Genomic DNA, 23,986 nt, shown 5'->3' on the forward strand with positions numbered 1-23,986 from the left:
TCCACTCGTTACAGTCCCCACCCCCAATCCGACGACGGAAACCCGAAATCCACTGAACCGCAACAGTCGACTAATGTCCCGAGACCTCACCCGACAGAGGTTGTAGTCAGCTTTTGCTGGAGGCAGGCTTCCAACGAGACGAAGCGGACGCCCCCACTTACGCTTTCGACTAACGATGCGGTTAAGACCACATGCGTTTCTGACACCTGGAAAGTCGTGCACACCTTTGCTCAGGGCCCGACTGCGGGGCTGCAGGGGTAATTGACGTATTCCAACTCGAGGTTTCGTCGCGGTAGCTGGCCGCGGCGCCGCTCGGAGGTGCTGGCTTCGGCAGCGCCGCAAGGATATTGGCCTGCTCGTGAAGTTGGTCGCAGTACAACTTGGGCCTATTCGCGATTGGATCTCAATGGTGTTGTCGGAACCGCACCATGGGACCTGTCGCTGACGTCGGCTTGCATCCTCCCGTCGGGAATCTTGGTCAACACGCTGCTTAACCGCAATTGGCGGGTTCAGACACTCCGAACCCCGTTTCCGGCATCGAAACTGGGACCCCTGGACGAATTCCGCACAAGCTTCTGCGGTTGGACGTAATCGGACGGCAACGCGGCAAGTATTGCCAGGACGGTTTCGTCGGCTCCCAACCGGCCCCAAATCTGGATACCCACCGGGAGGCCGGATCGGCCAAGCCCCGCGGGTATGACCGTGACAGGAACGCCGGCCAGACTCGAGAGCGTCGACAGCGCCGGCGACCCAGTAGTTGTAAGCGATTTCGGTGCGGAGGATGTTGCCGCTGGCAGTATCAGGGCATCATACTGGTCGAAATAGCTATCCACCCGCGCTCGAATATCTGATGCCGCCTTGTTGGCTTCACGTTGCTGGGCATCAGTTGTATCTCGTCCGCGCTGCAGAATTTCGATAGTCTTGGGTCCGATATTGTCGATCACGTGAGGGGCGAGCAGATTCTCGTGTAATCGATAGATTTCCGGTGCCAACACATCATAGTATGCATCGAATGTCCTCGGTGCTAATAACTCTGGAAGTCGTACGTGCTCGATCTTGTGACCGGCTTCCCGGAGTTGCCCTACATACGTCTTAAACACTTCCAGAACTTCGTCTTCTACATCGGCAAGATCTTGCATGTCAACGGCGCCAAGGCGATAGCCGGAAATATCGGCGGGCACTCGGAAGTCTCCCGCAACTTCTGCCAGTTTTATCAGGCTCACCGCATCGCGGGCAAAGAACCCGGGATGATCGAATGACTTAGTGATTCGCGTCATCCCAGTAATGTCTACCCGGTCATAGCCTGCTTTATATGCAAAAAGTCCACAGTAGCTGGCAGGTCTGACTACCGAGCCATTCGTCTGACTCCCGACCGCCACGCTCACCATCTTGGCGGCGACGGCGGCCGCGGATCCGCTCGAAGATCCTCCGGGGGTACAGCTCAGATCATGCGGGTTTCGCGTGCGGGTTGGTTGATACCAACAAAGCTCCGTCGTCCTGGTCATACCCGTGACGACCGCGCCAGCGTCACGTAGTAGACGTATAAGTGGAGCGTCATTCTCAGGGACTTCGTGAGGGAGCATTTCGAAAGCCGCACGATTCCCGTTGCCCGGGATGCGACCGCTCAGGTCGAATATATCCTTGACCCCGAGCGTCATGCCGAGCAATGGCTCTTTGTCCGCTCTGAAATCTCTCCCAGCTAAATGGTCGGCGTCAGCGTCAAGAAGCTCAGCCTGCGCAAACGCATCATCGGCAAAGACCTCTTCAAATGCCTGAATTTCCTGATCTGACTGGCTAATTTCCGCTAGCGATGAAGAAACCGATGCCCGGACGCTTGCGGACTTCATCATGACGCGCTGCTAACTGTGGCTGCATGCGGAACTTCCCGGCTTGGTTCGCGAAGGGTCGCGGTAATCAGAAAACAGACGACGGCCGCCGCCGCGAGGAACAGAAATCCGGCGGTATACGTGCCCGTGACGCCGACCGTGTAACCGATGACGATGGGTGAGATAAATCCCGCAATCTGTCCCGCAAAGTTAATCACTCCCGCGCCCGCGCCCATGAGTGAACTCGGGAGGAGTTGCATCGGGAGTGACCAGAACGGCCCGTACATGGCGGGTAGGAAGAAGCCGACTCCAATTAGGCACGTGATCGCGGCGGCCGGGCTTTGCGCAAAAGCAAGCAAAGTAAGGAAGGTGGCGTTTCCGACAAGGCAAACCATGATTACTGTGCGACGCTTCGCGATTCGATCAGCGGCATAGCCAGCGCCCAACATTCCAATGATGCCAACAGCAAACGGGAGAGATGCCAATAGACCGGTCTTTTCCAGGGAAAAGGATCGTCCGGAATACAGGTATGAAGGCACCCAAGAGACGAATCCCCACCAGGTTATGTCCCATGTTCCCCATATGAGGAACAGTTTCCCGATGACCGGGTTCATCAGAGCCTTCCGCATGGAGATCGACTCAGACGCAATCGGGAGCGTCTGGTTCTGCGCCTTGCCCTTGACATCAGATCCGTTCGTAGCAGCCGGAAGGTACTTCCAACAGGCAATAGCAGCAAAAATACCAGGTATAGCGAGGCACCAGAATGCGGGACGCCAGCCGATAGATGCAATGAACGGAACCAGTACTATCGGCGCCAGAGCCGGTCCAACAAGATTCGATGTAAGCATCAGCGCGTTAGCCCGGGCGCGATTTGTCTCATCTACCGTCATCGAGAGGATTTTCCAGGAGGCGGGAGAGAATGCCCCTTCGGCCAAACCGAACAGGACTCTCACCGTAATCAGTGTCAGAATGCTCCACGCCGCTCCAGTGAGGGCACAGAATATTGACCAGCCCAGCACAGCTGCGAATGCGACCCGGCGGGGACCAACCCGGTCAGCCAGAACGCCGCCCGGGATCTGCACGGCAGCGTATCCGATAAAGAAAGCGCTGCTGACGACGCCTTTTAGGGTTGACGACAGGCCGAAGTCGTGACCAATGAAGGGAAGAGCGGTCGCGACCAGCGATCTGTCGAAGTATGAAATTAGCCATGTCGCGAATAGAACAACGATTATTGTCCATCGTGATCTTGTCAATGTCATTCACCTAGCGGAGTAAGTTAGAAGCGGTGATGCCGAAATTCGACGAACCAGCGGCTGTAGAAGCCCCTTATCCATTGACGGTCTCCTGATCAACGGATACTCACTTCCTGTGCTGTGTCTGTCTTCCCCCACGGTGGCCGGTGCCGGATCATCACACCCCGCAGCGCAAGCATTCCCGGCAATCGACATGTCGCGGTTGTTAAGGAAGTTAGAACAAGACGCACTATCACCACGACAACAAAGAGCAACCAGTTATCCCCCACCAAGTGTGCATCTGCACACCCAACGACCGCTCAACCCGGCGACCCACCGTGCCGCTACAGGAAACCGCCAAGAACCCCAACAACACCGATATCCGTTGGAAACTCGCGACAAACCGCGTTAACACCGGTTGATCCACTCGTTACAGTCCCCACCCCAATCCGACGACGGAAACCCGAACCTGGTGATCAGGACCGCGGAGCAGACGCACTTGACATGGATCGATGTCACTACACCGTCACTAAATTCGACTCATGAAGAGTGTCGATCGCATCCGCGTGACCACGGCGGCACGCTGGCTCGAACTTCTCGGAGAGCTTGATGGATGGCGCGATGTACTTGCGGACCGCTTCATGCAGGAGATCAAGGAAGGGCACCTGTACTACGAGGGATTGGTCGAACCCCAAGAGTTGCGCGAGTCATCCAGGGATGCATTCGACTTCCTCCTCTCTGAGTTACGTCGCCATGCCGCTGCCGGTTCGGCCAAACCACCTGTCACTTCGGACGTCGACTTTCCACACAGAGTCGGTGTCCGACGCGCCCGCCAGGGGGTCGAAGGCCAGAAGCTCACTGCAGCGATCCACCTGGACTTCGGTCTGTTGTGGTCGCACCTTTTGTGGCTTGCCAAACAAAGCGACGCTCTGACCCTGGCGGTCCACGTTCAGCACGTCTGGACGGCTGTCGACTCTTTCGCCGGCCGTATTCACAGCGCCTTCATGGATGAACGAGTGCTCATGGCCGAAGAGAAGTCGATGAGCAAGCAATCCTTTGTGGCCCTGCTACTTTCCGACGATCCTGAGCCGCCCGAGCTTACGGCTCGCGCCAGCGCAACTCTGTCGATCCCCGTGGACGGTCGGCTGTGGGTGGCTGCAGCTCCGATCACCAACGACGAATCATTACGCGCATTCGCAGAACAATTACGCAGACAAGGGCGCCACGCCTACAGCCACGCGTGGGGCGGCTGCACGGTTGTGTTCTGGTCGGCGCCCCCGACGGACGGCACCGCACTGCTAGGCGTCCCGGAGGGATGGCGTTGCAGCGCCGATGCTGCAGCGCTTGCCCAAGTCGCCTGCGGAGTCGCCCCTCTTCACCTGGGCTTGCAGGGCGTGCGGCACGCCGCGAGGGTGGCCTGCGAGATCGCGCTTGTCCTGCCGCCCACGTTCGCGGGCCCCGCGGCAATGTCTGATGTCTGGAGCTTGATGGCCGGCGCAAGCCTGCGAACTCGAATGCCTCAATTCATCGACAGCGTGCTTCAAAGCGTCGACGCTCTTAGCGAACCTGAACGACACCACCTGCTGATGACAGTCCGGACCTACTCCCGAACCGGGGACATCTCCCGTACCGCGGCAACACTCTTCTGCCATCGCAATACCGTGATGAAACGGCTGCGGCGGTTCAAAGAACTGACCGGATTAGACATGTCAGTACCAAAGGATGCGGCGCAAGCACTCATCGCCTTCGCAGACAGATCTCTGTGACGCCAAGCGCCTATCACGCACGCACTAGCCCTGCGCGGGAGCGACGGGTGCGCACCCCGCTGCTCGGGCGTCAAATCGCGTGACGAGCGTAACCGGGTGTGCGAGCCCAGCTGGCTGGCCCGCCGGAGGCCTATCCATGCGGACCGATTGGATCACGGTATGACGCTGACCTGCATTGCTGGTGGGCGCGGACGGTATCGAACCGCCGACCGCTGGTGTGTAAAACCAGAGCTCTACCACTGAGCTACGCGCCCTCTATGCCGGAGGCAGGCTACACGCCCGTCGGCTCAGACCCCAAACTCTCAGGCCCGCAACGCCGCCAGCGCATCCGCCCACAATCCCTGATCGCGCGCTTCGCCGGGCTCTTTCATCTCGGCAAACCGGATGATCCCGGACCGGTCGACCACGAAGGTACCGCGATTGGAATAGCCGGCCTGGTCGTTGAACACGCCATAGGCCTGGCTGACCTCGCCGTGCGGCCAGAAGTCCGACAGCACCGGAAAGGTGAACCCGCTTTCGATGGACCAGATCTTGTGCGTGGGCGGCGGCCCCACCGAGATGGCCAGCGCCACGCTGTCGTCGTTGTCAAACTCGGGCAAGTGATCGCGCAGCCGGTCCAGCTCACCCTGGCAAATACCGGTGAAGGCCAACGGGAAGAACACGAGCAGGACATTCTTGTCGCCGCGATAGCTGCTCAGCGTGACGCGCTGCTGGTTTTGGTCGCGAAGAGTGAAATCCGGGGCTGTCGTCCCGACAGCGAGCATTAGCGCTTCCCGGCGCGCGACTTCGGTTGCACCAGCCGGCTGGCGCTCCAATCCCCCAGGTTGACCGACGACGTCGGCATCAGGCCGGCGGTCGGCGCCGCCTCGGCGATCTCGGCGGGCAGCACGTGGCCGGGCTTGCCGGTCTTGGGCGTCAACACCCAAATCACGCCGTCCTCGGCCAATGGGCTGATGGCGTCCATCAGGGTGTCCACCAGATCGCCGTCGCCGTCTCGCCACCAGAGCAGCACGACGTCGACCACCTCGTCGGTGTCCTCATCGAGCAGCTCAGCGCCGCAAGCTTCCTCGACCGCACCGCGGATGTCGTCGTCGGTGTCCTCGTCCCAGCCAAACTCCTGGACAACCTGGTCTCGTTGGACGCCCAGTTTGCGAGCGTAGTTCGAGGCGTCATCCGCCGCGACCACTGTGGAACCTCCTTAACAACACCCGTGCGCGCCATGCGATTGGGGATTATCGTCGCACAGCCAGAACCTGGTTCACACTCCGCCTCAGAAGGACGCCAGGCAGAGTTTCAGCGCTTTGGTCTTGGTGTCGTTGAGTCGATCGACCCGACGGTTGAATTCCCCGGTCCCCGCGTGGGTGCCGATCGCGTTCGCCACCCCGTGCGCCGCGTCGATATAGGCGTTGAACGCGTCCTTCAGCTGCGACGACAGCGCGTCGTTGAAGCTGTTGCTCACCGTCGAGGCGCTGTTGTTGAGCGCGTCGACCGCCGGGCCCTCGAACGGACCGGTGCCGCGGCCCCCGTTGAACGCCCCGACGTAGGCATTCACCTTGTCGATGGCATCCTTGCTGGTGGTGGCTAGCGAGTCGCAGGAGCTGCGCACCGCCTTGGTCGTCAGCGATTGCTGCCGCTGGGACTCCCGCACGCTCGAGGTCGCGATCGACGCAGACACCGACGACGAGACTGACTGCCGGTAAGCCGGAGCCACCTTCGTATCGGGTCCTGCCGTGCCGCTGGTGACAGTGGTACACCCCACGATGCCCATCAGCGCGACGGCGATGCAGCCGAGCGCCAGCGCGCCACGCTTGGGCAACTTTCCCACAGGCGTGCGCGGGACGACTTTCCCTCTGTTGAGCACGGGTTCTGACGTTACCGGGTGGCCATTGCCGACGCCCCAGACGCACCGAGGTTTGGTGTCGGTGGGTGAACGTTCGCCAGCGAAGGGATTGCGGCTACCCGCCCGAGGCGCCGGTACGGCACGATAGGGGGACAGCACGCATGCAGGTGACCGCCGACAGCAGGAGTAGTGCGTTGACGACCGAGTTCGCACGCCACGATCTGGCCAAAACCCCAAGCAACGGAAGCGAACCCGATCGCGTCCGGGTCATCCGGGACGGTGTGGCGTCGTACCTGCCCGACATCGATCCCGAGGAGACCTCGGAGTGGCTGGAGTCCTTCGACGACCTGCTGGCGCGCTCGGGCCCGGCGCGGGCGCGCTACCTGATGCTGCGGTTGCTGGAACGAGCGGGCGAACAGCGGGTCGCCATCCCGGCGCTGACGTCGACCGACTACGTCAACACCATCCCGACCGAGCTGGAGCCGTGGTTCCCCGGCGATGAGGATGTCGAACGTCGCTTCCGGGCCTGGATCAGATGGAACGCCGCGATCATGGTGCACCGCGCCCAGCGGCCGGGAATCGGTGTGGGTGGCCACATTTCGACGTACGCCTCGTCGGCGGCGCTGTACGAGGTCGGCTTCAACCACTTCTTCCGCGGCAAAACGCACCCCGGCGGCGGGGACCAGGTGTTCATCCAGGGCCACGCGTCCCCGGGGATCTACGCGCGCGCTTTCCTCGAGGGCCGGCTGACCGCTGACCGGCTGGACGGCTTCCGCCAGGAGCACAGCCACCCCGGCGGCGGGCTGCCGTCGTATCCGCACCCGCGGCTGATGCCGGACTTCTGGGAGTTCCCGACGGTGTCGATGGGCCTCGGCCCGATGAACGCCATCTACCAGGCCCGGTTCAACCACTACCTGCATGATCGCGGCATCAAGGACACCTCCGATCAGCACGTATGGGCGTTCCTCGGCGACGGCGAGATGGACGAACCGGAAAGCCGCGGCCTGATCCAGGTGGCGGCCAACGAGGGCCTGGACAACCTGACCTTCGTCATCAACTGCAACCTGCAGCGCCTGGACGGCCCGGTGCGCGGCAACGGCAAGATCATCCAGGAGCTGGAATCGTTCTTCCGCGGTGCCGGCTGGAACGTCATCAAGGTGGTCTGGGGCCGCGAGTGGGACGCCCTGCTGCACGCCGACAAGGACGGCGCGCTGGTCAACCTGATGAACACCACGCCCGACGGTGACTACCAGACCTACAAGGCCAACGACGGCGCGTATGTCCGCGATCACTTCTTCGGGCGCGACCCGCGTACCAAGGCGCTCGTCGAGCCGATGACCGACGCCGAGATCTGGAACCTCAAGCGCGGTGGCCACGACTACCGCAAGGTGTACGCCGCCTACCGCGGCGCCGTCGACCACAAGGGACAGCCGACGGTGATCCTGGCCAAGACCATCAAGGGCTACTCGCTGGGCGCCCACTTCCAGGGACGCAACGCCACGCACCAGATGAAAAAGCTTGCGATAGAAGACCTTAAGTACTTCCGCGACGCCATCCGGATTCCGATCAGCGATGCTCAGCTCGAGGAAGATCCCTATCTGCCGCCCTACTACCACCCGGGACCCGACGCCCCGGAAATCCGCTACATGCTGGACCGGCGTCGCCAGCTGGGCGGCTTCTTGCCCGAGCGCCCGACCAAAGCCAAGGCGCTCAAGCTTCCGAGCCGTGACATCTACGCCCCGCTGAAGAAGGGTTCGGGCACCCAGGAGGTCGCCACTACCATGGCGACGGTCCGGACGTTCAAGGAAGTGTTGCGGGACAAGGAGATCGGCCCGCGCATCGTGCCGATCATTCCCGACGAGGCACGCACGTTCGGCATGGACTCGTGGTTCCCTTCGCTGAAGATCTACAACCGGCTCGGCCAGCTCTACACCGCCGTGGACGCCGATTTGATGTTGGCGTACAAGGAAAGTGAAATCGGCCAGATCCTGCACGAGGGCATCAACGAGGCGGGCTCGGCGGCGTCGTTCACCGCGGCCGGCACGTCGTATGCGACGCACAACGAACCGATGATCCCGATCTACATCTTCTATTCGATGTTCGGGTTCCAGCGCACCGGCGACGGCCTGTGGGCCGCCGCCGACCAGATGGCGCGCGGCTTCCTGCTCGGCGCCACCGCCGGCCGCACCACCCTGACCGGTGAGGGCTTGCAGCACGCCGACGGCCACTCGTTGCTGTTGGCCGCGACCAACCCGGCGGTCGTCTCATACGACCCCGCGTTCGCCTATGAGATCGCCTACATCATCGAGAGCGGACTGGCCCGGATGTTCGGCCAGAATCCGGAGAACGTCTACTTCTACATCACGATCTACAACGAGCCGTATGTACAGCCGCCCGAGCCGGACAACTTCGATCCCGAGGGCGTGCTGCGCGGGATCTACCGCTACCGGGCGGCCACCGAACCACGCACCAACGCCGCGCAGATCCTGGCCTCCGGGGTCGCGATGCCGTCGGCGGTGAAGGCCGCCGAGTTGCTGGCCGCCGAGTGGGATGTCGCCGCCGACGTGTGGTCGGTGACCAGTTGGGGCGAACTCAACCGCGACGGCCTGGCCATCCAGCAGGCTCAGCTGCGCCACCCGGACAAGCCGGCCGGCGTCCCGTACATCACGAAGGCGCTCGAGGGGGCCACCGGCCCGGTGATCGCCGTGTCGGACTGGATGCGCGGGGTCCCCGAGCAGATCCGACCGTGGGTGCCCGGCACCTACGTCACGCTGGGCACCGACGGGTTCGGCTTCTCCGATACCCGCCCGGCGGCCCGGCGATTCTTCAACACCGATGCCGAATCACAGGTGGTGGCGGTGCTGGAAGCCCTGGCCCGCGACGGCGAAATCGACCCGTCGGTGCCGGTCGCGGCGGCTCGTCAGTACCGGATCGACGACGTACAGGCCGCCCCGAAGCAGACGTCCGATCCTGGCCCCGGCGCTTAACGGCCTGCTCGCGCCTCCGAGCGAGCGTGAAACTGACTCCACGTTCGGCAGACGCATCTTGAGACGCCCCTAAGACGCGGGGCATGCTTTGGCGGATAGTTCCAGAAATCAGGCGTAGCTTTTAGGGGTGACTGACAACCCCTTCGCTGGCCCGTTCGCCAAGCCAAGGTCGCCCCTCGAGCTGTTGGACTCGGTGCCGGAGTCGCTGCTGCGGCGGTTGAAGCAGTACTCGGGCCGGCTGGCCACCGAGGCCGTCGCGGCCATGCAGGAGCGGTTGCCGTTCTTCGGCGAGCTGGAAGCCTCTCAGCGGGCCAGCGTCGCGCTGGTGGTGCAGACCGCGATCGTGAACTTCGTCGAGTGGATGAACGACCCGCACAGCAATGTCAGCTACACCGCGCAGGCCTTCGAGTTGGTCCCCCAGGATCTGACCCGGCGAATTGCCTTGCGCCACAGCGTGGACATGGTGCGGGTGACGATGGAGTTCTTCGAGGAAGTCGTGCCGCTACTGGCCCGTTCCGAAGAACAGCTGACCGCCCTCACGGTGGGGATTTTGAAGTACAGCCGCGACCTGGCCTTCACCTTCGCCGGCACCTACGCGGATGCGGCCGAGGCCCGCGGCACCTGGGACAGCCGGATGGAGGCCAGCGTTGTCGACGCCGTCGTGCGCGGCGACACCGGCCCCGAGCTGTTGTCCCGCGCGGCCGCGCTGAACTGGGACACCACCGCTCCGGCGACGGTGGTGGTCGGAACCCCGGCCCCCGCCCGCGACAACACCAACGGCGAGGGCGCCAGCGAGCGGGCCAGCCAGGTCGTTCGCGATATCGCAGCTCAGCACGCCCGTGCGGCCCTCACCGACGTGCACGGCACCTGGCTGGTGGCCATCGTGTCGGGCCAGCTGTCACCGACCGACAAGTTTCTGGGCGATCTGCTGAAAGCGTTCTCCGACGGCCCGGTGGTCGTCGGGCCCACCGCACCGATGCTGACCGCGGCCTATCACAGCGCCAGCGAGGCGATTTCGGGCATGAACGCCGTCGCCGGCTGGCACGGCGCGCCGCGGCCCGTGCACGCCCGAGAGCTGTTGCCGGAACGCGCTTTAATGGGTGATGCCTCAGCCATCGTGGCGTTGCACACCGACGTGATGGGGCCGCTGGCAGACGCCGGGCCCACACTGATCGAAACTCTTGATGCTTACTTAGATTGTGGCGGCGCGATTGAGGCCTGCGCCCGCAAGTTGTTCGTTCATCCAAACACCGTGCGATATCGGCTGAAGCGCATCACCGACTTCACCGGGCGCGATCCCACCCAACCACGCGACGCGTACGTGTTGCGAGTGGCCGCGACGGTGGGCCAACTCAACTACCCCACCCATCCCGCTAGTGTTGGTAACGGCGCAATAACGGCGGTTCCGCTGCCGGTCAGACGGGGTTCTGCGGCGCCGTCGGCACGATAGTGATTCAGGCAACAGGTCGCGGCGCGGTCTCAAATACGTAGCTTGTCGAGCGGTTTTGTGGGTTACCTACAAAAACCTAAGACGAGGTTCATAATCTGTTACACCCGCCAAAACCGTTTCCACAGTGTTCTCTTAGACACGTGATTGCGTTACTTGCGCCCGGACAGGGTTCGCAGACCGAGGGGATGCTCTCGCCGTGGCTGGAATTGCCCGGCGCGACCGAGCAGATGACTCTGTGGTCGAAGGCCAGCGGCCTGGACCTCGTGCGACTGGGCACCACCGCGTCGACCGAAGAGATCACCGACACGGCGGTCACTCAGCCGCTGGTCGTCGCCGCCACGCTGCTCGCCCATCAGGAGCTGACCAAGCGCGGCGTCTTCACCGGCGAAGACTTCGTCGTGGCCGGTCATTCGGTCGGCGAGATCGCCGCCTACGCCATCGCCGGCGTGATCGGCGCCGATGACGCCGTCGCCCTGGCCGCCACCCGTGGCGCCGAGATGGCCAAGGCCTGCGCCGCCGAGCCGACCGGCATGTCCGCGGTGCTGGGCGGAGACGAGACCGAGGTCCTGACCCGCCTCGAGCAGCTCGACCTGTTCCCCGCGAACCGCAACGCTGCCGGGCAGATTGTCGCCGCCGGCCCGCTGACCGCGCTGGAAAAGCTCGCCGAAGACCCGCCGGCCAAGGCCCGGGTGCGCGCTCTCGGCGTGGCCGGAGCGTTCCACACCAAGTACATGGCGTCCGCGCTGGAGGGCTACGCCGCCGCGGCGGCCGCCATCGCGACCGCCGAGCCCACTGCCACGCTGCTGTCCAACCGGGACGGAAAGGCGGTCACTACGGCGGCCGTGGCGATGGAAACGCTGGTCGCTCAGCTGACCCAGCCGGTGCGGTGGGACCTGTGCACCGCAACGCTGGCTTCCCACGATGTCAAAGCGATCGTGGAATTCCCCCCCGCGGGCACGCTCGCCGGCATCGCCAAGCGTGAGCTTCGGGGGGTGACGGTACGTGCCGTCAAAACGCCCGCAGACCTGGACGGGCTGGCCGACATCTAACGCCAGCCGCCGCCAGTACAACCACATAAGAGCACATCAAACCGATTTACACACAACACATTACGAAGGGAAATAAGGCTGTGTCTGTTAGCCAGGAAGAAATCATCGCCGGTATTGCCGAGATCATCGAAGAGGTCACCGGTATCGAGCCTTCCGAGGTCACCCCGGAGAAGTCGTTCGTCGACGACTTGGACATCGACTCGCTGTCGATGGTGGAGATCGCCGTCCAGACCGAAGACAAGTACGGCGTGAAGATCCCCGATGAGGACCTCGCCGGTCTGCGTACCGTCGGTGACGTCGTCTCCTACATCCAGAAGCTTGAGGAAGAGAACCCCGAGGCCGCCGAGGCGCTGCGCTCCAAGCTCGTCGCCGAGAACCCCGAGGCCGCTGCCAACGTCCAGGCGAGGCTGGAAGCAGACAGCAAGTGACCAAGCCTTCCACTGCTAACGGCGGTTACCCCAATGTTGTGGTAACCGCCCTCGCGGCGACGACGTCGATCGCGCCGGACATCGAGAGCACGTGGAAGGGCTTGTTGGCCGGCGAAAGCGGCATCCGCGTCCTCGAAGACGAGTTCGTCACCAAGTGGGACCTGCCCGTCAAGATCGGTGGACACCTCAAGGAGCCGATCGATAACCACATGGGCAGGTTGGACATGCGCCGCATGTCGTATGTCCAGCGGCTGGCCAAGTACCTCTGCGGCCAGCTGTGGGAGTCGGCCGGCAACCCGGAGCTCGATCCGGACCGGTTCACCGTCGTGGTCGGCACCGGTCTGGGCGGCGCGGAGCGGATCGTCGAGAGCTATGACCTGATGAACGAGGGCGGCCCCCGCAAGGTGTCGCCGCTCGCCGTTCAGATGATCATGCCCAACGGCGCCGCTGCCGTGGTTGGTCTGGAGCTCGGAGCGCGGGCCGGGGTCATCACCCCGGTGTCGGCGTGTTCGTCGGGCTCCGAGGCCATCGCGCACGCGTGGCGCCAAATCGTCATGGGTGACGCGGAGGTAGCCGTCTGCGGCGGTGTCGAGGGACCGATCGAAGCGCTGCCCATCGCGGCGTTCTCGATGATGCGGGCCATGTCGACTCGCAACGACGAGCCCGAGCGCGCGTCGCGGCCGTTCGACAAAGACCGCGACGGGTTCGTTTTCGGCGAGGCCGGAGCCCTGATGCTCATCGAGACCGAAGAGCACGCCAGGGCCCGCGGCGCCAAGCCGTTGGCCCGGTTGCTGGGTGCCGGTATCACCTCGGACGCTTTCCACATGGTGGCGCCCGCGGCGGACGGCGTCCGCGCCGGTCGCGCCATGACCCGGGCGCTGGAACTGGCGGGCGTGTCCGCCAAGGACATCGACCACGTGAACGCACACGGGACGGCGACGCCGATCGGCGACACCGCCGAGGCCAACGCCATCCGGGTCGCCGGGTGCGAGCAGGCCGCCGTGTACGCGCCGAAATCGGCGCTGGGGCACTCTATCGGCGCAGTCGGGGCGCTCGAGTCGGTGCTTACAGTGCTGTCACTGAGGGACGGCATCATTCCGCCAACCCTCAACTTCGAAACCCCAGATCCCGAGATCGCGCTGGATGTCGTCGCGGGCGAACCTCGCACTGGCAATTTCCAATACGCGATCAACAACTCATTCGGGTTCGGCGGCCACAACGTGGCCCTCGCCTTCGGGCGTTACTGAGAGTACGAGAGGAACGTTCGCCACTCCCATGACAGAGCTGGTAACTGGGAAAGCTTTCCCCAACGTGGTCGTCACCGGCATCGCCGCGACGACCGCCTTGGCGCCCGACGTGGAAGACACCTGGAAGTTGTTGCTGGACAGCCAAAGTGGAATCCGCACCCTAACCGACCCGTTCGTCGAGCAGTACAACCTGCCGGTTCGCATTGGCGGACATCTCGTGGAGGAGTTCGACAGTCAGCTCACTCGTATTGAGCTGCGTCGCACCGGCTACCTGCAGAGAATGTCCACCATCTTGGGCCGCCGGGTGTGGGAGAACGCCGGTTCGCCGGAGGTCGACACCAACCGGTTGGCGGTGTCGATCGGCACCGGTCTCGGCTCGTCCGAGGAATTGGTCTTCAGCTACGACGACATGCGTGAGCGCGGCATGAAGGCAGTCTCTCCGTTGGGCGTGCAAAAGTACATGCCCAACGGAGCGGCGGCGGCCGTCGGCTTGGAACGGCACGCCAAAGCCGGGGTCATGACGCCGATCTCGGCGTGCGCGTCCGGTTGCGAGGGCATCGCCCGGGCTTGGCAGCAGATCGTGCTGGGTGAGGCCGACATCGCGATCTGCGGCGGTGTCGAGACCCAGATCGAGGCGGTGCCGATCGCAGCATTCGCCGCGATGCGGGTCGTGATGTCGACCACCAACGATGACCCACCCGGTGCATGTCGCCCGTTCGACAAGGACCGCAACGGCTTCGTGTTCGGCGAGGCCGGTGCGCTGATGGTCATCGAGACCGAGGAGCACGCGAAGGCTCGTGGCGCCAACATCCTGGCCCGGATCATGGGCGCCAGCGTGACCTCGGACGGGTTCCACATGGTGGCACCGGATCCCAACGGCGAACGCGCCGGGCATGCGATGACGCGGGCGATCCAGCTCGCGGGCATCACACCCGGCGAAATCGATCACGTCAACGCCCACGCCACCGGCACCCAGGTCGGCGACTTGGCCGAAGGCAAGGCGATCAACCGAGCCTTGGGCAGCAACCACCCCGCGGTCTACGCGCCCAAGGCGGCGCTTGGCCACTCGGTGGGTGCGGTCGGTGCTTTGGAATCGATCTTGACGGTCCTCGCGTTGCGGGAGCAGATCATCCCGCCGACACTGAATTTGGTGAACCTCGATCCAGAAATCGATTTGGACGTGGTGGCGGGTAAGCCGCGGCCGGGCAATTACCGGTTCGCGATCAACAACTCGTTCGGATTCGGCGGTCACAACGTGGCGATCACCTTTGGACGGTATTAGAACCCAGCGGTATTGAACCCCGAACTCACCGGAAACAGGAGATCTGCGATGACACTCATGGCCCCCGAGGCGGTCGGCGAGTCCCTCGACCCCCGCGACCCGTTGCTGCGTCTGAGCAACTTCTTCGACGACGGCAGCGTCGAGCTGCTGCACGAGCGTGACCGCTCGGGTGTGCTCTCCGCGGCGGGCACCGTCAACGGTGTGCGCACCATTGCGTTCTGCACGGACGGAACCGTGATGGGCGGCGCGATGGGCATCGAGGGGTGCCAGCACATCGTCAACGCCTACGACACCGCGATCGAGGAGCAGAGCCCGATCGTGGGCATCTGGCACTCGGGCGGGGCCCGACTGGCCGAGGGCGTCAAGGCATTGCACGCAGTGGGCTTGGTGTTCGAGGCCATGATTCGGGCCTCCGGCTACATCCCGCAGATCTCGGTGGTCGTCGGCTTCGCCGCCGGCGGCGCCGCCTACGGACCGGCGCTGACGGACGTCATCGTGATGGCGCCGGAAAGCCGGGTGTTCGTCACCGGTCCGGACGTGGTGCGCAGCGTCACCGGCGAGAACGTGGACATGTGCTCACTCGGCGGCCCGGAAACCCACCACAAGAAGTCCGGGGTATGCCACATCGTGGCCGACGACGAGCTCGACGCTTACGAGCGCGGTCGCCGGTTGGTCGGATTGTTCTGCCAGCAAGGGCTTTTCGACCGCAACAAAGCCGAGGCCGGTGACACCGACATCCACGCGCTGCTGCCGGAGTCGGCGCGGCGGGCTTACGACGTGCACCCGATCGTGACCGCGATCCTCGACGGGGACACACCGTTCGACGAGTTTCAGGCAAACTGGGCGCCGTCGATGGTGGTCGGACTGGGCCGGCTGTCCGGCCGTACGGTCGGCGTGCTGGCCAACAACCCGCTGCGCCTCGGCGGCTGCCTGAACTCCGAAAGCGCCGAGAAGGCAGCCCGTTTCGTGCGGTTGTGCGATGCGTTCGGGATTCCGCTGATCGTGATCGTCGACGTGCCGGGTTACCTTCCCGGTGTCGACCAGGAGTGGGGTGGCGTGGTGCGCCGCGGCGCGAAGCTGCTGCACGCGTTCGGTGAGGCCACCGTTCCACGGGTCACGCTGGTCACCCGAAAGACCTACGGCGGGGCCTACATTGCGATGAACTCCCGCTCGCTGAACGCGACCAAGGTGTACGCCTGGCCGGACGCCGAGGTGGCGGTCATGGGCGCCAAGGCCGCGGTCGGCATCCTGCACAAGCGCAAGCTGGCCGCCGCACCGGACCACGAGCGCGAAGCGCTGCACGACGAGTTGGCCGCCGAGCACGAGCGGATCGCCGGCGGCGTGGACAGCGCCATCGAGATCGGCGTGGTCGACGAGAAGATCGACCCGGCGCACACCCGCAGCAAGCTCTGCGAGGCGCTGGCCGAGGCCCCGGCACGTCGCGGTCGCCACAAGAACATCCCGCTGTAGACCGGCCCTCCGCCGCGAGCGGGGCTTCTTCTCCGCGAGCCCGGGGGGCTTCTTCTCCGCGAGCCTAACGCCACTGCCAAATATCGCGCCGAAATTCGCTGTGGCGTTACGCTCGCGAGCCGCTCGCTAATTCACGAGCTTCCTCTTCGGTCTCGACCGCGGGACCCGACCCGGGCAATGGTTTGCCGGCGACCTCCGGCATGAAGAGCAGAGTGACCACGCCGACCAGGCCCGCGACCATCAGCATGTAGGCCGGCACCATGTCATTGCCGGTGCTCGACACCAGCGCTTGGGCAATCAGCGGGGTGATGCCGCCGACCGTGGAGATCGACAGGTTGTAGGAGATGGCCAACGCCCCGTAGCGCACCCTGGTGGGAAACAACGCCGGCAGCGCCGAGGGCGTCGTGCTGTCGAAGCAGAGTTCCATCAGCCCGATCAGCAGCACCCCGAGGAAAATCACCGGATAGGCCCCGCCATGGCGCATGAGCAGAAACGCCGGGATTGACGCCACGACGAGCAGGATGCAACCCGTCCGCATGATCGGCTTCACGCCGATCCGGTCAGACAACTTCGCCACGAACACTATCGAGGCCATCAACACGGCCAGGGTGACCACGATCAGCACCAATGCCGGGGTTTCCCCAAGGTGCACAACCGTTTTCAGGTATGTCGGCAGGTAACCGGTGACCATGAAATCGGCGACCTGGGAGGTCAGCACCAGGGCGGCGCAGATCAGCAACGGCCGCCACTGCTCCACGACGGTGCGGCGGAACTGGCTGCGGCCGCCCGCTTCGGCGGCATCCGCATCCTGACTCATCTGCGTGAAAGCCGGTGACTCCTCGAGGCGCAGTCGCATGTAGAGCGCGATCAGGCCCAACGGTGCCGCCAGCAGCAGGGGCACGCGCCAGCCCCAGGTCAACCAGTCGTGACTCGGCAACCACGCCTGCAGCCCGGTCACCAAGAAGCCGGCGACCACAAACCCGATCAGGTTGCCCAACGGCAGGAACCCGACCAGCATGCCGCGCTTCCGATCCGGTGACTGCTCCACCAGGTAGGTCATCGCGCCGACGAATTCGCCGCCGGTCGACAACCCCTGAAAGACTCGGGCGACCACGAGCAGAATCGGCGCCCAGATGCCGATAGCGCTGTAACCAGGCAGCAGGCCGCTCATCGTCGTACCGGCCGTCATCATCAGGATCGTGATCACCAGCACCCGCTTGCGACCGATGCGGTCACCGAGCGGCCCGAAGATCATGCCACCCAGCGGGCGCACCACAAACGCCGCCGCCAGAGTGCCGAAGGTGGCAATCAGATGGACGGCGCTGACGCTGTTCCCGGGATAAAACACCTGCGCGATGGTGGTGGCGATGTAGCCGTAGACACCGAAGTCGTACCACTCCATGACATTGCCGATCGCGGTGCCCGTAATGGCTTGGGACATCACGCTCGGATCGGTGACCGTGATCTCGTCACGCGCCCACTTCTGCCGCGCGCCATCGGTGTCCATCGACACCCTTGTTACCCCAACTGCGCCGGGTCGAACCAGATAGACCCGGTTAGCCAACGCCGGCGAGGAACTCCGCCGCCACGGCCACCACCCGCTCGCGATCGCGGGGCACCAGGCCGATCCGGGTGCGACGATCGAGGATGTCGTCGACGTCGAGCGCGCCCTCATGCGTGACGGCGTATTCGAACTCCGCGCGAGTCACGTCGATACCCTCGGCGACCGGCTCGGTCGGGCGCCCGCAGGTGGCAACCGCGACGACATTGGGCGCCTCGGCGCCATAGCGGGCCGCCAGCGATGCGGGCAGCCCGGCCACCGGGCCCACGACCGGCCCGGGATTGGCCGGTGCCCCGATCAACGGCAGATTGCGCGTCCGACAACCAGCGGCCCGCAGCCCACGCAGGCTGACGGCGCGGTCCAGCACGTCCTCTGCCATGAAGCGGTATTCGGTCAGCTTGCCGCCGATCACGCTGATCACCCCCGAGGGTGACTCAACGACGGCGTGCTCGCGCGACACGTCGGCGGTGCGCCCCTCCCCGGTGTCGATCAGCGGCCGCAGGCCGGCGTACGCCCCGATCACATCGGTGGCGCCCAAAGCGGTTCCCAGCGCAGTGTTGACGGTGTCCAACAGGAAGGTGATCTCCTGCGCCGACGGCTCCGGCACATCGGGAATCGGGCCGGGCGCGGCTTCGTCGGTGAGCCCGAGGTAGACCCGGCCCAGCTGTTCGGGCATCGCGAACACGAAACGGTTGAGCTCGCCGGGAATCGGAATCGTCAGCGCCGCAGTCGGATTGCCCAACGCGCTGGCGTCGAAAACCAGGTGGGTCCCGCGGCTGGGCCGCAACCGCAACGAGCGGTCGATGTCCCCCGCCCACACCCCGGCCGCATTGATCACCGCGCGGGCGGACACGTCGAACGACTGCCCCGTGCGCTGATCGGTCAACCGCACCGAACTACCGGTCGCCTCGGATGCCGCAACGTAGGTCAGGATCCGGGCGCCGTGCTGCGCCGCGGTGCGCGCGACCACGGTGACCAGGCGGGCGTCGTCGATCAATTGCCCGTCGTAGGCCAACAGTCCACCGTCGAGGCCGTCGCGGCGCACCGTGGGCGCCATCTCCACCACCCGCTGCGCGGACACCCGGCGCGATCGGGGCAGGGTCGACGACGAGGTTCCGGCAAGCACCCGCAACGCGTCACCGGCAAGGAATCCCGCACGCACCAACGCACGCTTGGGGTGGCTCATCGACGGCAGCAACGGAACCAGTTGCGGCATCGCGTGCACGAGGTGAGGGGCGTTGTGCGTCATCAGGATTCCGCGCTCGATGGCGCTGCGCCGGGCGATACCGACGTTGCCGGTCGCCAGGTAGCGCAGCCCACCGTGGACCAATTTGGAACTCCAGCGGCTGGTGCCGAACGCCAGGTCGTGCTTCTCGACCAGCGCCACCCGCAGGCCGCGCGATGCGGCGTCCAGCGCGATCCCGGCCCCGGTGATGCCGCCGCCGATCACGACCACGTCCAGCGGTTCGCCATCGGCAAGGGCATTCAGGTCGGCGGTGCGGCGGGCGGCGTTCAAGGCTGTCATCAGGACAGGTATCCGTTCAACGAGTGGGCGAGTTCGGTGGCCAGCGCATCGGCATCGAGGATCGGGCGCACGATGCGCTCGGATTGAATGGTCGACTGGGCGATCAGCAACACCATCGTGGCCAGCTGAAGCGGATCGCCCGCGCGCACGCTGCCGTGCCGCTGGGCCGCCCGCAACCGGTCAGCAAGCGCGTTGATCAGCATCTGCTGGCTTTCCCCGAGGCGTTCGGTGATGTAGACCGCCGCCAGGTGTGAGTGCATCACCGACATGATCAGTTCATCGCGGCGCAGCAAATTGGCCACCGAAACAATTTGGTGTACAAGGGATTCCCGGTCTTCTCCCAGCAGTGGCGCATCCTGCATCACCGCGGTGATGCGCTGGGTCAACAGCGCCGCCACGATCGAGGGTGTGTCCGGCCAGCGGCGGTACACGGTCGGGCGGCTCACGCCCGCGCGCCGGGCTATCTCCGCGAGTGTCACCCGGTCAACCCCGAAATCGACGACACAGCTGGCGGCGGCCGCCAGGATCCGGTCGCCGACATCCAATCCCGCGTTACTGATTGACAGCATATGTAATACTGTAACGCATGACGCATCCCGAGCAACTCCTTCCGCCGATGAAATGGAACGCATGGGGAGATCCCGCTAGCGCCAAACCGCTCTCCGACGGCATCCGGTCGCTGTTGAAACAGGCCGTCGGCCTGGAAGATTCGCAGGGCACCGAGCTCGGCCTCGACCAGGTTCAGTTGCGTCCGTCGGCGCTGTCGCACACGGATCGCGACGCGCTCGCCGCGATCGTCGGCGCCGAGTATTGCCGCACCGACGATCGCGATCGGCTGCTGCACGCCGGCGGTAAGTCCACTCTCGACCTGCTGCGCCGCAAGGACACCGGCGTCCAGGACGCGCCCGACGCCATCCTGCTGCCCGGCGACGAGGATGCCGTCGCCGGGATCCTGCGCTATTGCTCCGAACACGGCATCGCCGTAATCCCGTTCGGCGGTGGCACCAATGTCGTCGGTGGTCTCGATCCCACCCGCGGCGACTTCGGCGCTGTCGTGTCCGTCGACCTGCGTCGCTTCGACCAACTCATCTCGCTCGACGAAGTCTCGGGGCAGGCCGTCCTAGGCGCTGGCCTCACCGGTCCGGAAGCGGAATGCCTGCTCGGCGAACGCGGCTTCTCGCTCGGCCACTTCCCGCAGAGCTTCGAATACGCCACCATCGGCGGCTTTGCCGCGACCCGTTCCTCCGGTCAGGATTCAGCCGGCTACGGCCGGTTCAACGACATGGTGCGCGGTCTGCGGATGATCACCCCGGCGGGAACGCTGGACCTGGGCCGCGGACCGGAATCGGCCGCGGGCCCCGATCTGCGTCAGCTGGTGATCGGGTCCGAGGGCACCTTCGGCGTGATCACACAGGTGCGGCTGCGGGTGCACCGGGCACCGGAAGCCATTCGCTACGAAGCCTGGTCGTTTCCCGATTTCGCGACCGGCGCCGCGGCATTGCGTGCTGTCACCCAGAATGCGACCGGCCCCACCGTCATTCGGCTCTCCGATGAGGCCGAGACCGGAGTCAACCTGGCCACCACCGAGGCGATCGGCGAAAATCAGATCACCGGCGGCTGCCTGGGCATCACCGTCTTCGAGGGCAGCAAGGAACACGTCGAAAGCCGGCACGCCGAGACCGGCGCGCTGCTGGCGGCCCAGGGCGGCACGTCGTTGGGCGAAGGTCCCGCACAGGCCTGGGAGCGCGGCCGGTTCGGCGCGCCGTATCTGCGCGACTCGCTGCTGGCGGCGGGCGCGCTCTGCGAGACGCTGGAAACCGCCACCGACTGGTCCAACATCCCGGCGCTCAAGGCCGCCGTCACCGAAGCACTGACCACCGCGTTGGCCGAAACCGGGACACCGGCGTTGGTGATGTGCCACATTTCGCACGTGTACCCCACCGGCGCATCGTTGTACTTCACCGTCGTCGCGGGCCAGCGGGGCAATCCGATCGAGCAGTGGCAGACCGCCAAGAAGGCCGCGTCGGACGCGATCGTCGCCACCGGCGGCACCATCACCCATCACCACGCGGTCGGTGCGGATCACCGGCCCTGGATGCGCAACGAGGTGGGCGATCTGGGTGTGCAGGTGTTGCGCGCGGTCAAGGCGACGCTGGATCCGGCGGGAATCCTCAATCCCGGCAAGCTAATTCCGTGACAGGGCTGCGCCGGCGCGAGATCAACAAGGTGACCGCGCTGACCAATCCCCTGTCGGGACACGGCACCGCCGTGCACGCGGCGCAGGTCGCCATCGCCAGGCTGCACGCCCGCGGCAAGGTCGTCGAGATCATCGGCGACGACGCTGAAGACGCCCGGCATCTGGCCGCCGCGGCCATCGAACGCGGCACCGACGCGCTGGTGGCCACCGGCGGCGACGGCGTCATCTCCAACGCGCTACAAGTGTTGGCCGGCACCGACATTCCGCTAGGCATCATCCCGGCCGGCACCGGCAATGACCACGCGCGTGAATTAGGTATCCCGACAAAGGATCCCGAGGCCGCCGCGGACGTCGTCGCCGACGGCTGGACGCAAACGATCGACCTGGGCCGCATCCGCGACACCGAGGGCGTCAACAAATGGTTCGGCACCGTGGCGGCCACCGGATTCGACTCCCTGGTCACCGATCGCGCCAACCGGATGAGCTGGCCGCACGGGCGGCTGCGCTACTACGTCGCGATGCTCGCCGAGCTTTCCCAGTTGCGGCAGTTGCCGTTTCGCTTGGTGCTCGACGGCAGCAGGGAGATCGACGCCGATATCACGCTGGCGGCCTTCGGAAATACCCGAAGCTATGGCGGCGGCCTGCTGATCTGTCCCAACGCCGACTACACCGACGGGCTGCTCGACATCACGATGGCGCACACCGCATCCCGGTCGAAGCTGGTCCGCCTGTTTCCCACCGTGATGAAAGGCACGCACGTCGAACTCGACGAGGTCAGCACGGCGCGCGCCAAAACGATCCACGTCGAATGCCCCGGTATCAACGTCTACGCCGACGGCGACTTCGCCTGTCCGCTGCCTGCCGAGATATCCGCGGTGCCCGGCGCACTACAGATCCTGCGCGCGGGCGTGTAACGACTCGCGCGACAAACGCGACATCTGAGGAGAAGCGCGCCGTGGGAGCGCTGCCCTGGGAGGAACGATGTCGAGACATCGCAGCACCGCGGTTATCGCCTTGGCGACCATGTCGCTGGGCGGCTCGCTATCGCTTGCCCCCGCGGTGTTCGCAGGCGATCCGCTCTGGAATGGGCAATACATCCTGACGCTGTCGGCCAACGCGAAGAACGGCACCAGCATCGCGGCCAGCCAACCCGAATACGCCCACCGGGCCAGTTATTCGATTACGTCCAAATGTGCGGACGGGGTTTGCACCGCCACGGTGAACGACCCCCCACCGCCCAAGAATCAGTTCATGCCGCAGACGGTGGAATTCACCTGGAATGGCTCGCAGTGGGTACGCGAAATGGCCTGGAAATGGGACTGCCTGCTGCCCGACGGCACGATCGAATACGACCCGGCGAAATCCATCACGGCATATACCCCCGGGCCGAACGGGGTCCTTACCGGCGTCTTCCACACCGACATCACCAGCGGCGCGTGCAAGGGCAACGTCGACATGCCGGTGTCCGCCGCCCCGGCGAACCCGCCGGTCGTTTAGCCAGAGGCTTAGCCGACGCCGCGGTTGAGCCAGGTCACCTCGCCGGCGTCGCCGCCGTCGCGGTACGCCTCGAGCGCCTCGTCCCACGCGGTTCCCAGCACGGAGTCGAGTTCGGCGGCGAGCGTGTCGGCGCCCTGCGCCATCATCGACCGCAGCCGCATCTCGCCGACCATGATGTCGCCGTTCGCGCTCATCGCCCCGGTCCACAAGCCCAGTTGCGGGGTGTGGCTGAAGCGGTGGCCGTCGACTCCGGGGCTCGGGTCCTCGGTGACCTCGAACCGCAGCACCGACCAGGACCGCAGCGCGTTAGCCAACCTGGCACCGGTACCCACCGGACCGACCCAGTTGGTGACCGCACGCAGCTGTCCCGGCATCGCCGGCTGCGGTGTCCAGACCAAATTGGCCTTCGACTGCAGGGTCGACGACAACGCCCACTCAACATGCGGGCACACCGCCGCGGGCGAGGCGTGCACGTACACCACACCAGCCGTCACGTCGGCGAATTGATTCGACGCACGCATATTGTTGCTCCTTCGGTTCCACGAGGGACGTCTTCCCCAACGACCTGGTGAACCCGACGAGCGGCATGCTCGCATCAAATTTTGTGTCTTGCGTGTCTATTGTGCCCT

The 23,986-nt window shown here is 64.9% G+C and carries 20 protein-coding genes and 1 tRNA gene; 11 read left to right on the plus strand and 10 right to left on the minus strand.

What is annotated here, in order from left to right; genetic code table 11:
- Positions 1-509: 509 nt before the first annotated feature.
- Both OK015_RS18215 and OK015_RS18220 read right to left on the minus strand, forming a co-directional pair.
- The gene (locus OK015_RS18215; protein ID WP_268125121.1) at positions 510-1,850 is read right to left on the minus strand and encodes an amidase; all 1,341 of its coding nucleotides are present in this window, start codon (positions 1,848-1,850) and stop codon (positions 510-512) included.
- Positions 1,847-3,085, minus strand: a complete 1,239-nt coding sequence (locus OK015_RS18220; RefSeq protein WP_268125123.1) for an MFS transporter — start codon at positions 3,083-3,085, stop codon at positions 1,847-1,849. The genes OK015_RS18215 and OK015_RS18220 overlap by 4 nt, the downstream gene beginning before the upstream one ends.
- A gap of 515 nt (positions 3,086-3,600) precedes the next feature.
- Between OK015_RS18220 and OK015_RS18225 the strand changes: the two genes are divergently transcribed.
- Positions 3,601-4,824 carry a PucR family transcriptional regulator gene (locus OK015_RS18225; protein ID WP_268125125.1) on the plus strand — a complete coding sequence of 408 codons (1,224 nt, stop codon included), beginning with the start codon at positions 3,601-3,603 and terminating at the stop codon, positions 4,822-4,824.
- A 179-nt stretch (positions 4,825-5,003) separates the two neighbouring features.
- Here the strand turns inward: OK015_RS18225 and OK015_RS18230 are convergent.
- From OK015_RS18230 to OK015_RS18245, 4 genes are all read right to left on the minus strand, one after another.
- Positions 5,004-5,078 (minus strand) — tRNA-Val (locus OK015_RS18230).
- A gap of 48 nt (positions 5,079-5,126) precedes the next feature.
- A complete protein-coding gene (locus tag OK015_RS18235; RefSeq protein ID WP_268125127.1) occupies positions 5,127-5,588 on the minus strand; it encodes a peroxiredoxin in 462 nt (153 codons plus the stop codon).
- Positions 5,588-6,010, minus strand: coding sequence for a DUF3052 domain-containing protein (locus OK015_RS18240; protein ID WP_268125129.1), 423 nt, complete (start codon positions 6,008-6,010; stop codon positions 5,588-5,590). The genes OK015_RS18235 and OK015_RS18240 overlap by 1 nt, the downstream gene beginning before the upstream one ends.
- Positions 6,011-6,094: 84 nt before the next feature.
- Positions 6,095-6,649, minus strand: coding sequence for a hypothetical protein (locus tag OK015_RS18245; RefSeq protein WP_442791311.1), 555 nt, complete (start codon positions 6,647-6,649; stop codon positions 6,095-6,097).
- 209 nt (positions 6,650-6,858) lie between these two features.
- Between OK015_RS18245 and aceE the strand changes: the two genes are divergently transcribed.
- From aceE to OK015_RS18280, 7 genes are all read left to right on the plus strand, one after another.
- Positions 6,859-9,651 carry a pyruvate dehydrogenase (acetyl-transferring), homodimeric type gene (gene aceE, locus OK015_RS18250; RefSeq protein ID WP_268125131.1) on the plus strand — a complete coding sequence of 931 codons (2,793 nt, stop codon included), beginning with the start codon at positions 6,859-6,861 and terminating at the stop codon, positions 9,649-9,651.
- A gap of 127 nt (positions 9,652-9,778) precedes the next feature.
- Positions 9,779-11,101 carry a PucR family transcriptional regulator gene (locus OK015_RS18255; RefSeq protein ID WP_268125133.1) on the plus strand — a complete coding sequence of 441 codons (1,323 nt, stop codon included), beginning with the start codon at positions 9,779-9,781 and terminating at the stop codon, positions 11,099-11,101.
- 140 nt (positions 11,102-11,241) lie between these two features.
- Entirely contained in the window at positions 11,242-12,150 is a 909-nt protein-coding gene (locus OK015_RS18260; RefSeq protein ID WP_268125135.1) for an ACP S-malonyltransferase, read from the plus strand.
- Positions 12,151-12,230: 80 nt separating this feature from the next.
- Positions 12,231-12,578 (plus strand): meromycolate extension acyl carrier protein AcpM, encoded by a 348-nt coding sequence (acpM, locus tag OK015_RS18265; protein ID WP_085224180.1) that lies wholly within the window; start codon positions 12,231-12,233, stop codon positions 12,576-12,578.
- The gene (gene kasA, locus OK015_RS18270) at positions 12,575-13,825 is read left to right on the plus strand and encodes a 3-oxoacyl-ACP synthase KasA (protein WP_268125139.1); all 1,251 of its coding nucleotides are present in this window, start codon (positions 12,575-12,577) and stop codon (positions 13,823-13,825) included. Before acpM ends, kasA begins: the two co-directional genes overlap by 4 nt.
- 28 nt (positions 13,826-13,853) lie before the next feature.
- Positions 13,854-15,107, plus strand: coding sequence for a 3-oxoacyl-ACP synthase KasB (gene kasB, locus OK015_RS18275; protein ID WP_268125141.1), 1,254 nt, complete (start codon positions 13,854-13,856; stop codon positions 15,105-15,107).
- Between the two features lie 48 nt (positions 15,108-15,155).
- Positions 15,156-16,577 carry an acyl-CoA carboxylase subunit beta gene (locus OK015_RS18280; RefSeq protein WP_268125143.1) on the plus strand — a complete coding sequence of 474 codons (1,422 nt, stop codon included), beginning with the start codon at positions 15,156-15,158 and terminating at the stop codon, positions 16,575-16,577.
- A gap of 106 nt (positions 16,578-16,683) precedes the next feature.
- Here OK015_RS18280 and OK015_RS18285 read toward each other — a convergent pair whose 3' ends face one another.
- The 3 genes from OK015_RS18285 to OK015_RS18295 all read right to left on the minus strand — a co-directional run bounded on the left by OK015_RS18285 (position 16,684) and on the right by OK015_RS18295 (position 20,232).
- A complete protein-coding gene (locus OK015_RS18285) occupies positions 16,684-18,018 on the minus strand; it encodes an MFS transporter (RefSeq protein ID WP_268132875.1) in 1,335 nt (444 codons plus the stop codon).
- A 115-nt stretch (positions 18,019-18,133) separates the two neighbouring features.
- Entirely contained in the window at positions 18,134-19,663 is a 1,530-nt protein-coding gene (locus OK015_RS18290) for a glycerol-3-phosphate dehydrogenase/oxidase (RefSeq protein ID WP_268125145.1), read from the minus strand.
- The gene (locus OK015_RS18295) at positions 19,663-20,232 is read right to left on the minus strand and encodes a TetR/AcrR family transcriptional regulator (protein ID WP_268125147.1); all 570 of its coding nucleotides are present in this window, start codon (positions 20,230-20,232) and stop codon (positions 19,663-19,665) included. Before OK015_RS18295 ends, OK015_RS18290 begins: the two co-directional genes overlap by 1 nt.
- Positions 20,233-20,279: 47 nt before the next feature.
- On the opposite strand from OK015_RS18295, the gene OK015_RS18300 reads away from it, so the two are divergent.
- The 3 genes from OK015_RS18300 to OK015_RS18310 all read left to right on the plus strand — a co-directional run bounded on the left by OK015_RS18300 (position 20,280) and on the right by OK015_RS18310 (position 23,357).
- Positions 20,280-21,860, plus strand: coding sequence for an FAD-binding oxidoreductase (locus OK015_RS18300; RefSeq protein WP_268132876.1), 1,581 nt, complete (start codon positions 20,280-20,282; stop codon positions 21,858-21,860).
- Positions 21,857-22,774 carry a diacylglycerol kinase gene (locus OK015_RS18305; RefSeq protein ID WP_268125149.1) on the plus strand — a complete coding sequence of 306 codons (918 nt, stop codon included), beginning with the start codon at positions 21,857-21,859 and terminating at the stop codon, positions 22,772-22,774. Before OK015_RS18300 ends, OK015_RS18305 begins: the two co-directional genes overlap by 4 nt.
- Before the next feature lie 67 nt (positions 22,775-22,841).
- The gene (locus tag OK015_RS18310) at positions 22,842-23,357 is read left to right on the plus strand and encodes a hypothetical protein (RefSeq protein WP_268125151.1); all 516 of its coding nucleotides are present in this window, start codon (positions 22,842-22,844) and stop codon (positions 23,355-23,357) included.
- Between the two features lie 8 nt (positions 23,358-23,365).
- Here OK015_RS18310 and OK015_RS18315 read toward each other — a convergent pair whose 3' ends face one another.
- Positions 23,366-23,878 carry a DUF3145 domain-containing protein gene (locus tag OK015_RS18315; protein ID WP_268125153.1) on the minus strand — a complete coding sequence of 171 codons (513 nt, stop codon included), beginning with the start codon at positions 23,876-23,878 and terminating at the stop codon, positions 23,366-23,368.
- Positions 23,879-23,986 lie beyond the last annotated feature (108 nt).

Origin of the sequence: Mycobacterium sp. Aquia_216, from assembly GCF_026723865.1 — a bacterium.
Classification (GTDB): Bacteria; Actinomycetota; Actinomycetes; order Mycobacteriales; family Mycobacteriaceae; genus Mycobacterium.

What these genes read in the sequence shown, in the direction of transcription:
- OK015_RS18285 (WP_268132875.1), bottom strand. Translation starts at nt 18,018, where the DNA reads ATGTCCCAAGCCATTACGGGCACCGCGATCGGCAATGTCATGGAGTGG.
- OK015_RS18315 (WP_268125153.1), bottom strand. Translation starts at nt 23,878, where the DNA reads ATGCGTGCGTCGAATCAATTCGCCGACGTGACGGCTGGTGTGGTGTAC.
- OK015_RS18310 (WP_268125151.1), top strand. Translation starts at nt 22,842, where the DNA reads ATGTCGAGACATCGCAGCACCGCGGTTATCGCCTTGGCGACCATGTCG.
- OK015_RS18290 (WP_268125145.1), bottom strand. Translation starts at nt 19,663, where the DNA reads ATGACAGCCTTGAACGCCGCCCGCCGCACCGCCGACCTGAATGCCCTT.
- kasB (WP_268125141.1), top strand. Translation starts at nt 13,854, where the DNA reads ATGACAGAGCTGGTAACTGGGAAAGCTTTCCCCAACGTGGTCGTCACC.
- OK015_RS18300 (WP_268132876.1), top strand. Translation starts at nt 20,280, where the DNA reads ATGAAATGGAACGCATGGGGAGATCCCGCTAGCGCCAAACCGCTCTCC.
- OK015_RS18235 (WP_268125127.1), bottom strand. Translation starts at nt 5,588, where the DNA reads ATGCTCGCTGTCGGGACGACAGCCCCGGATTTCACTCTTCGCGACCAA.
- OK015_RS18225 (WP_268125125.1), top strand. Translation starts at nt 3,601, where the DNA reads ATGAAGAGTGTCGATCGCATCCGCGTGACCACGGCGGCACGCTGGCTC.
- OK015_RS18295 (WP_268125147.1), bottom strand. Translation starts at nt 20,232, where the DNA reads ATGCTGTCAATCAGTAACGCGGGATTGGATGTCGGCGACCGGATCCTG.
- OK015_RS18215 (WP_268125121.1), bottom strand. Translation starts at nt 1,850, where the DNA reads ATGATGAAGTCCGCAAGCGTCCGGGCATCGGTTTCTTCATCGCTAGCG.
- OK015_RS18220 (WP_268125123.1), bottom strand. Translation starts at nt 3,085, where the DNA reads ATGACATTGACAAGATCACGATGGACAATAATCGTTGTTCTATTCGCG.
- OK015_RS18280 (WP_268125143.1), top strand. Translation starts at nt 15,156, where the DNA reads ATGACACTCATGGCCCCCGAGGCGGTCGGCGAGTCCCTCGACCCCCGC.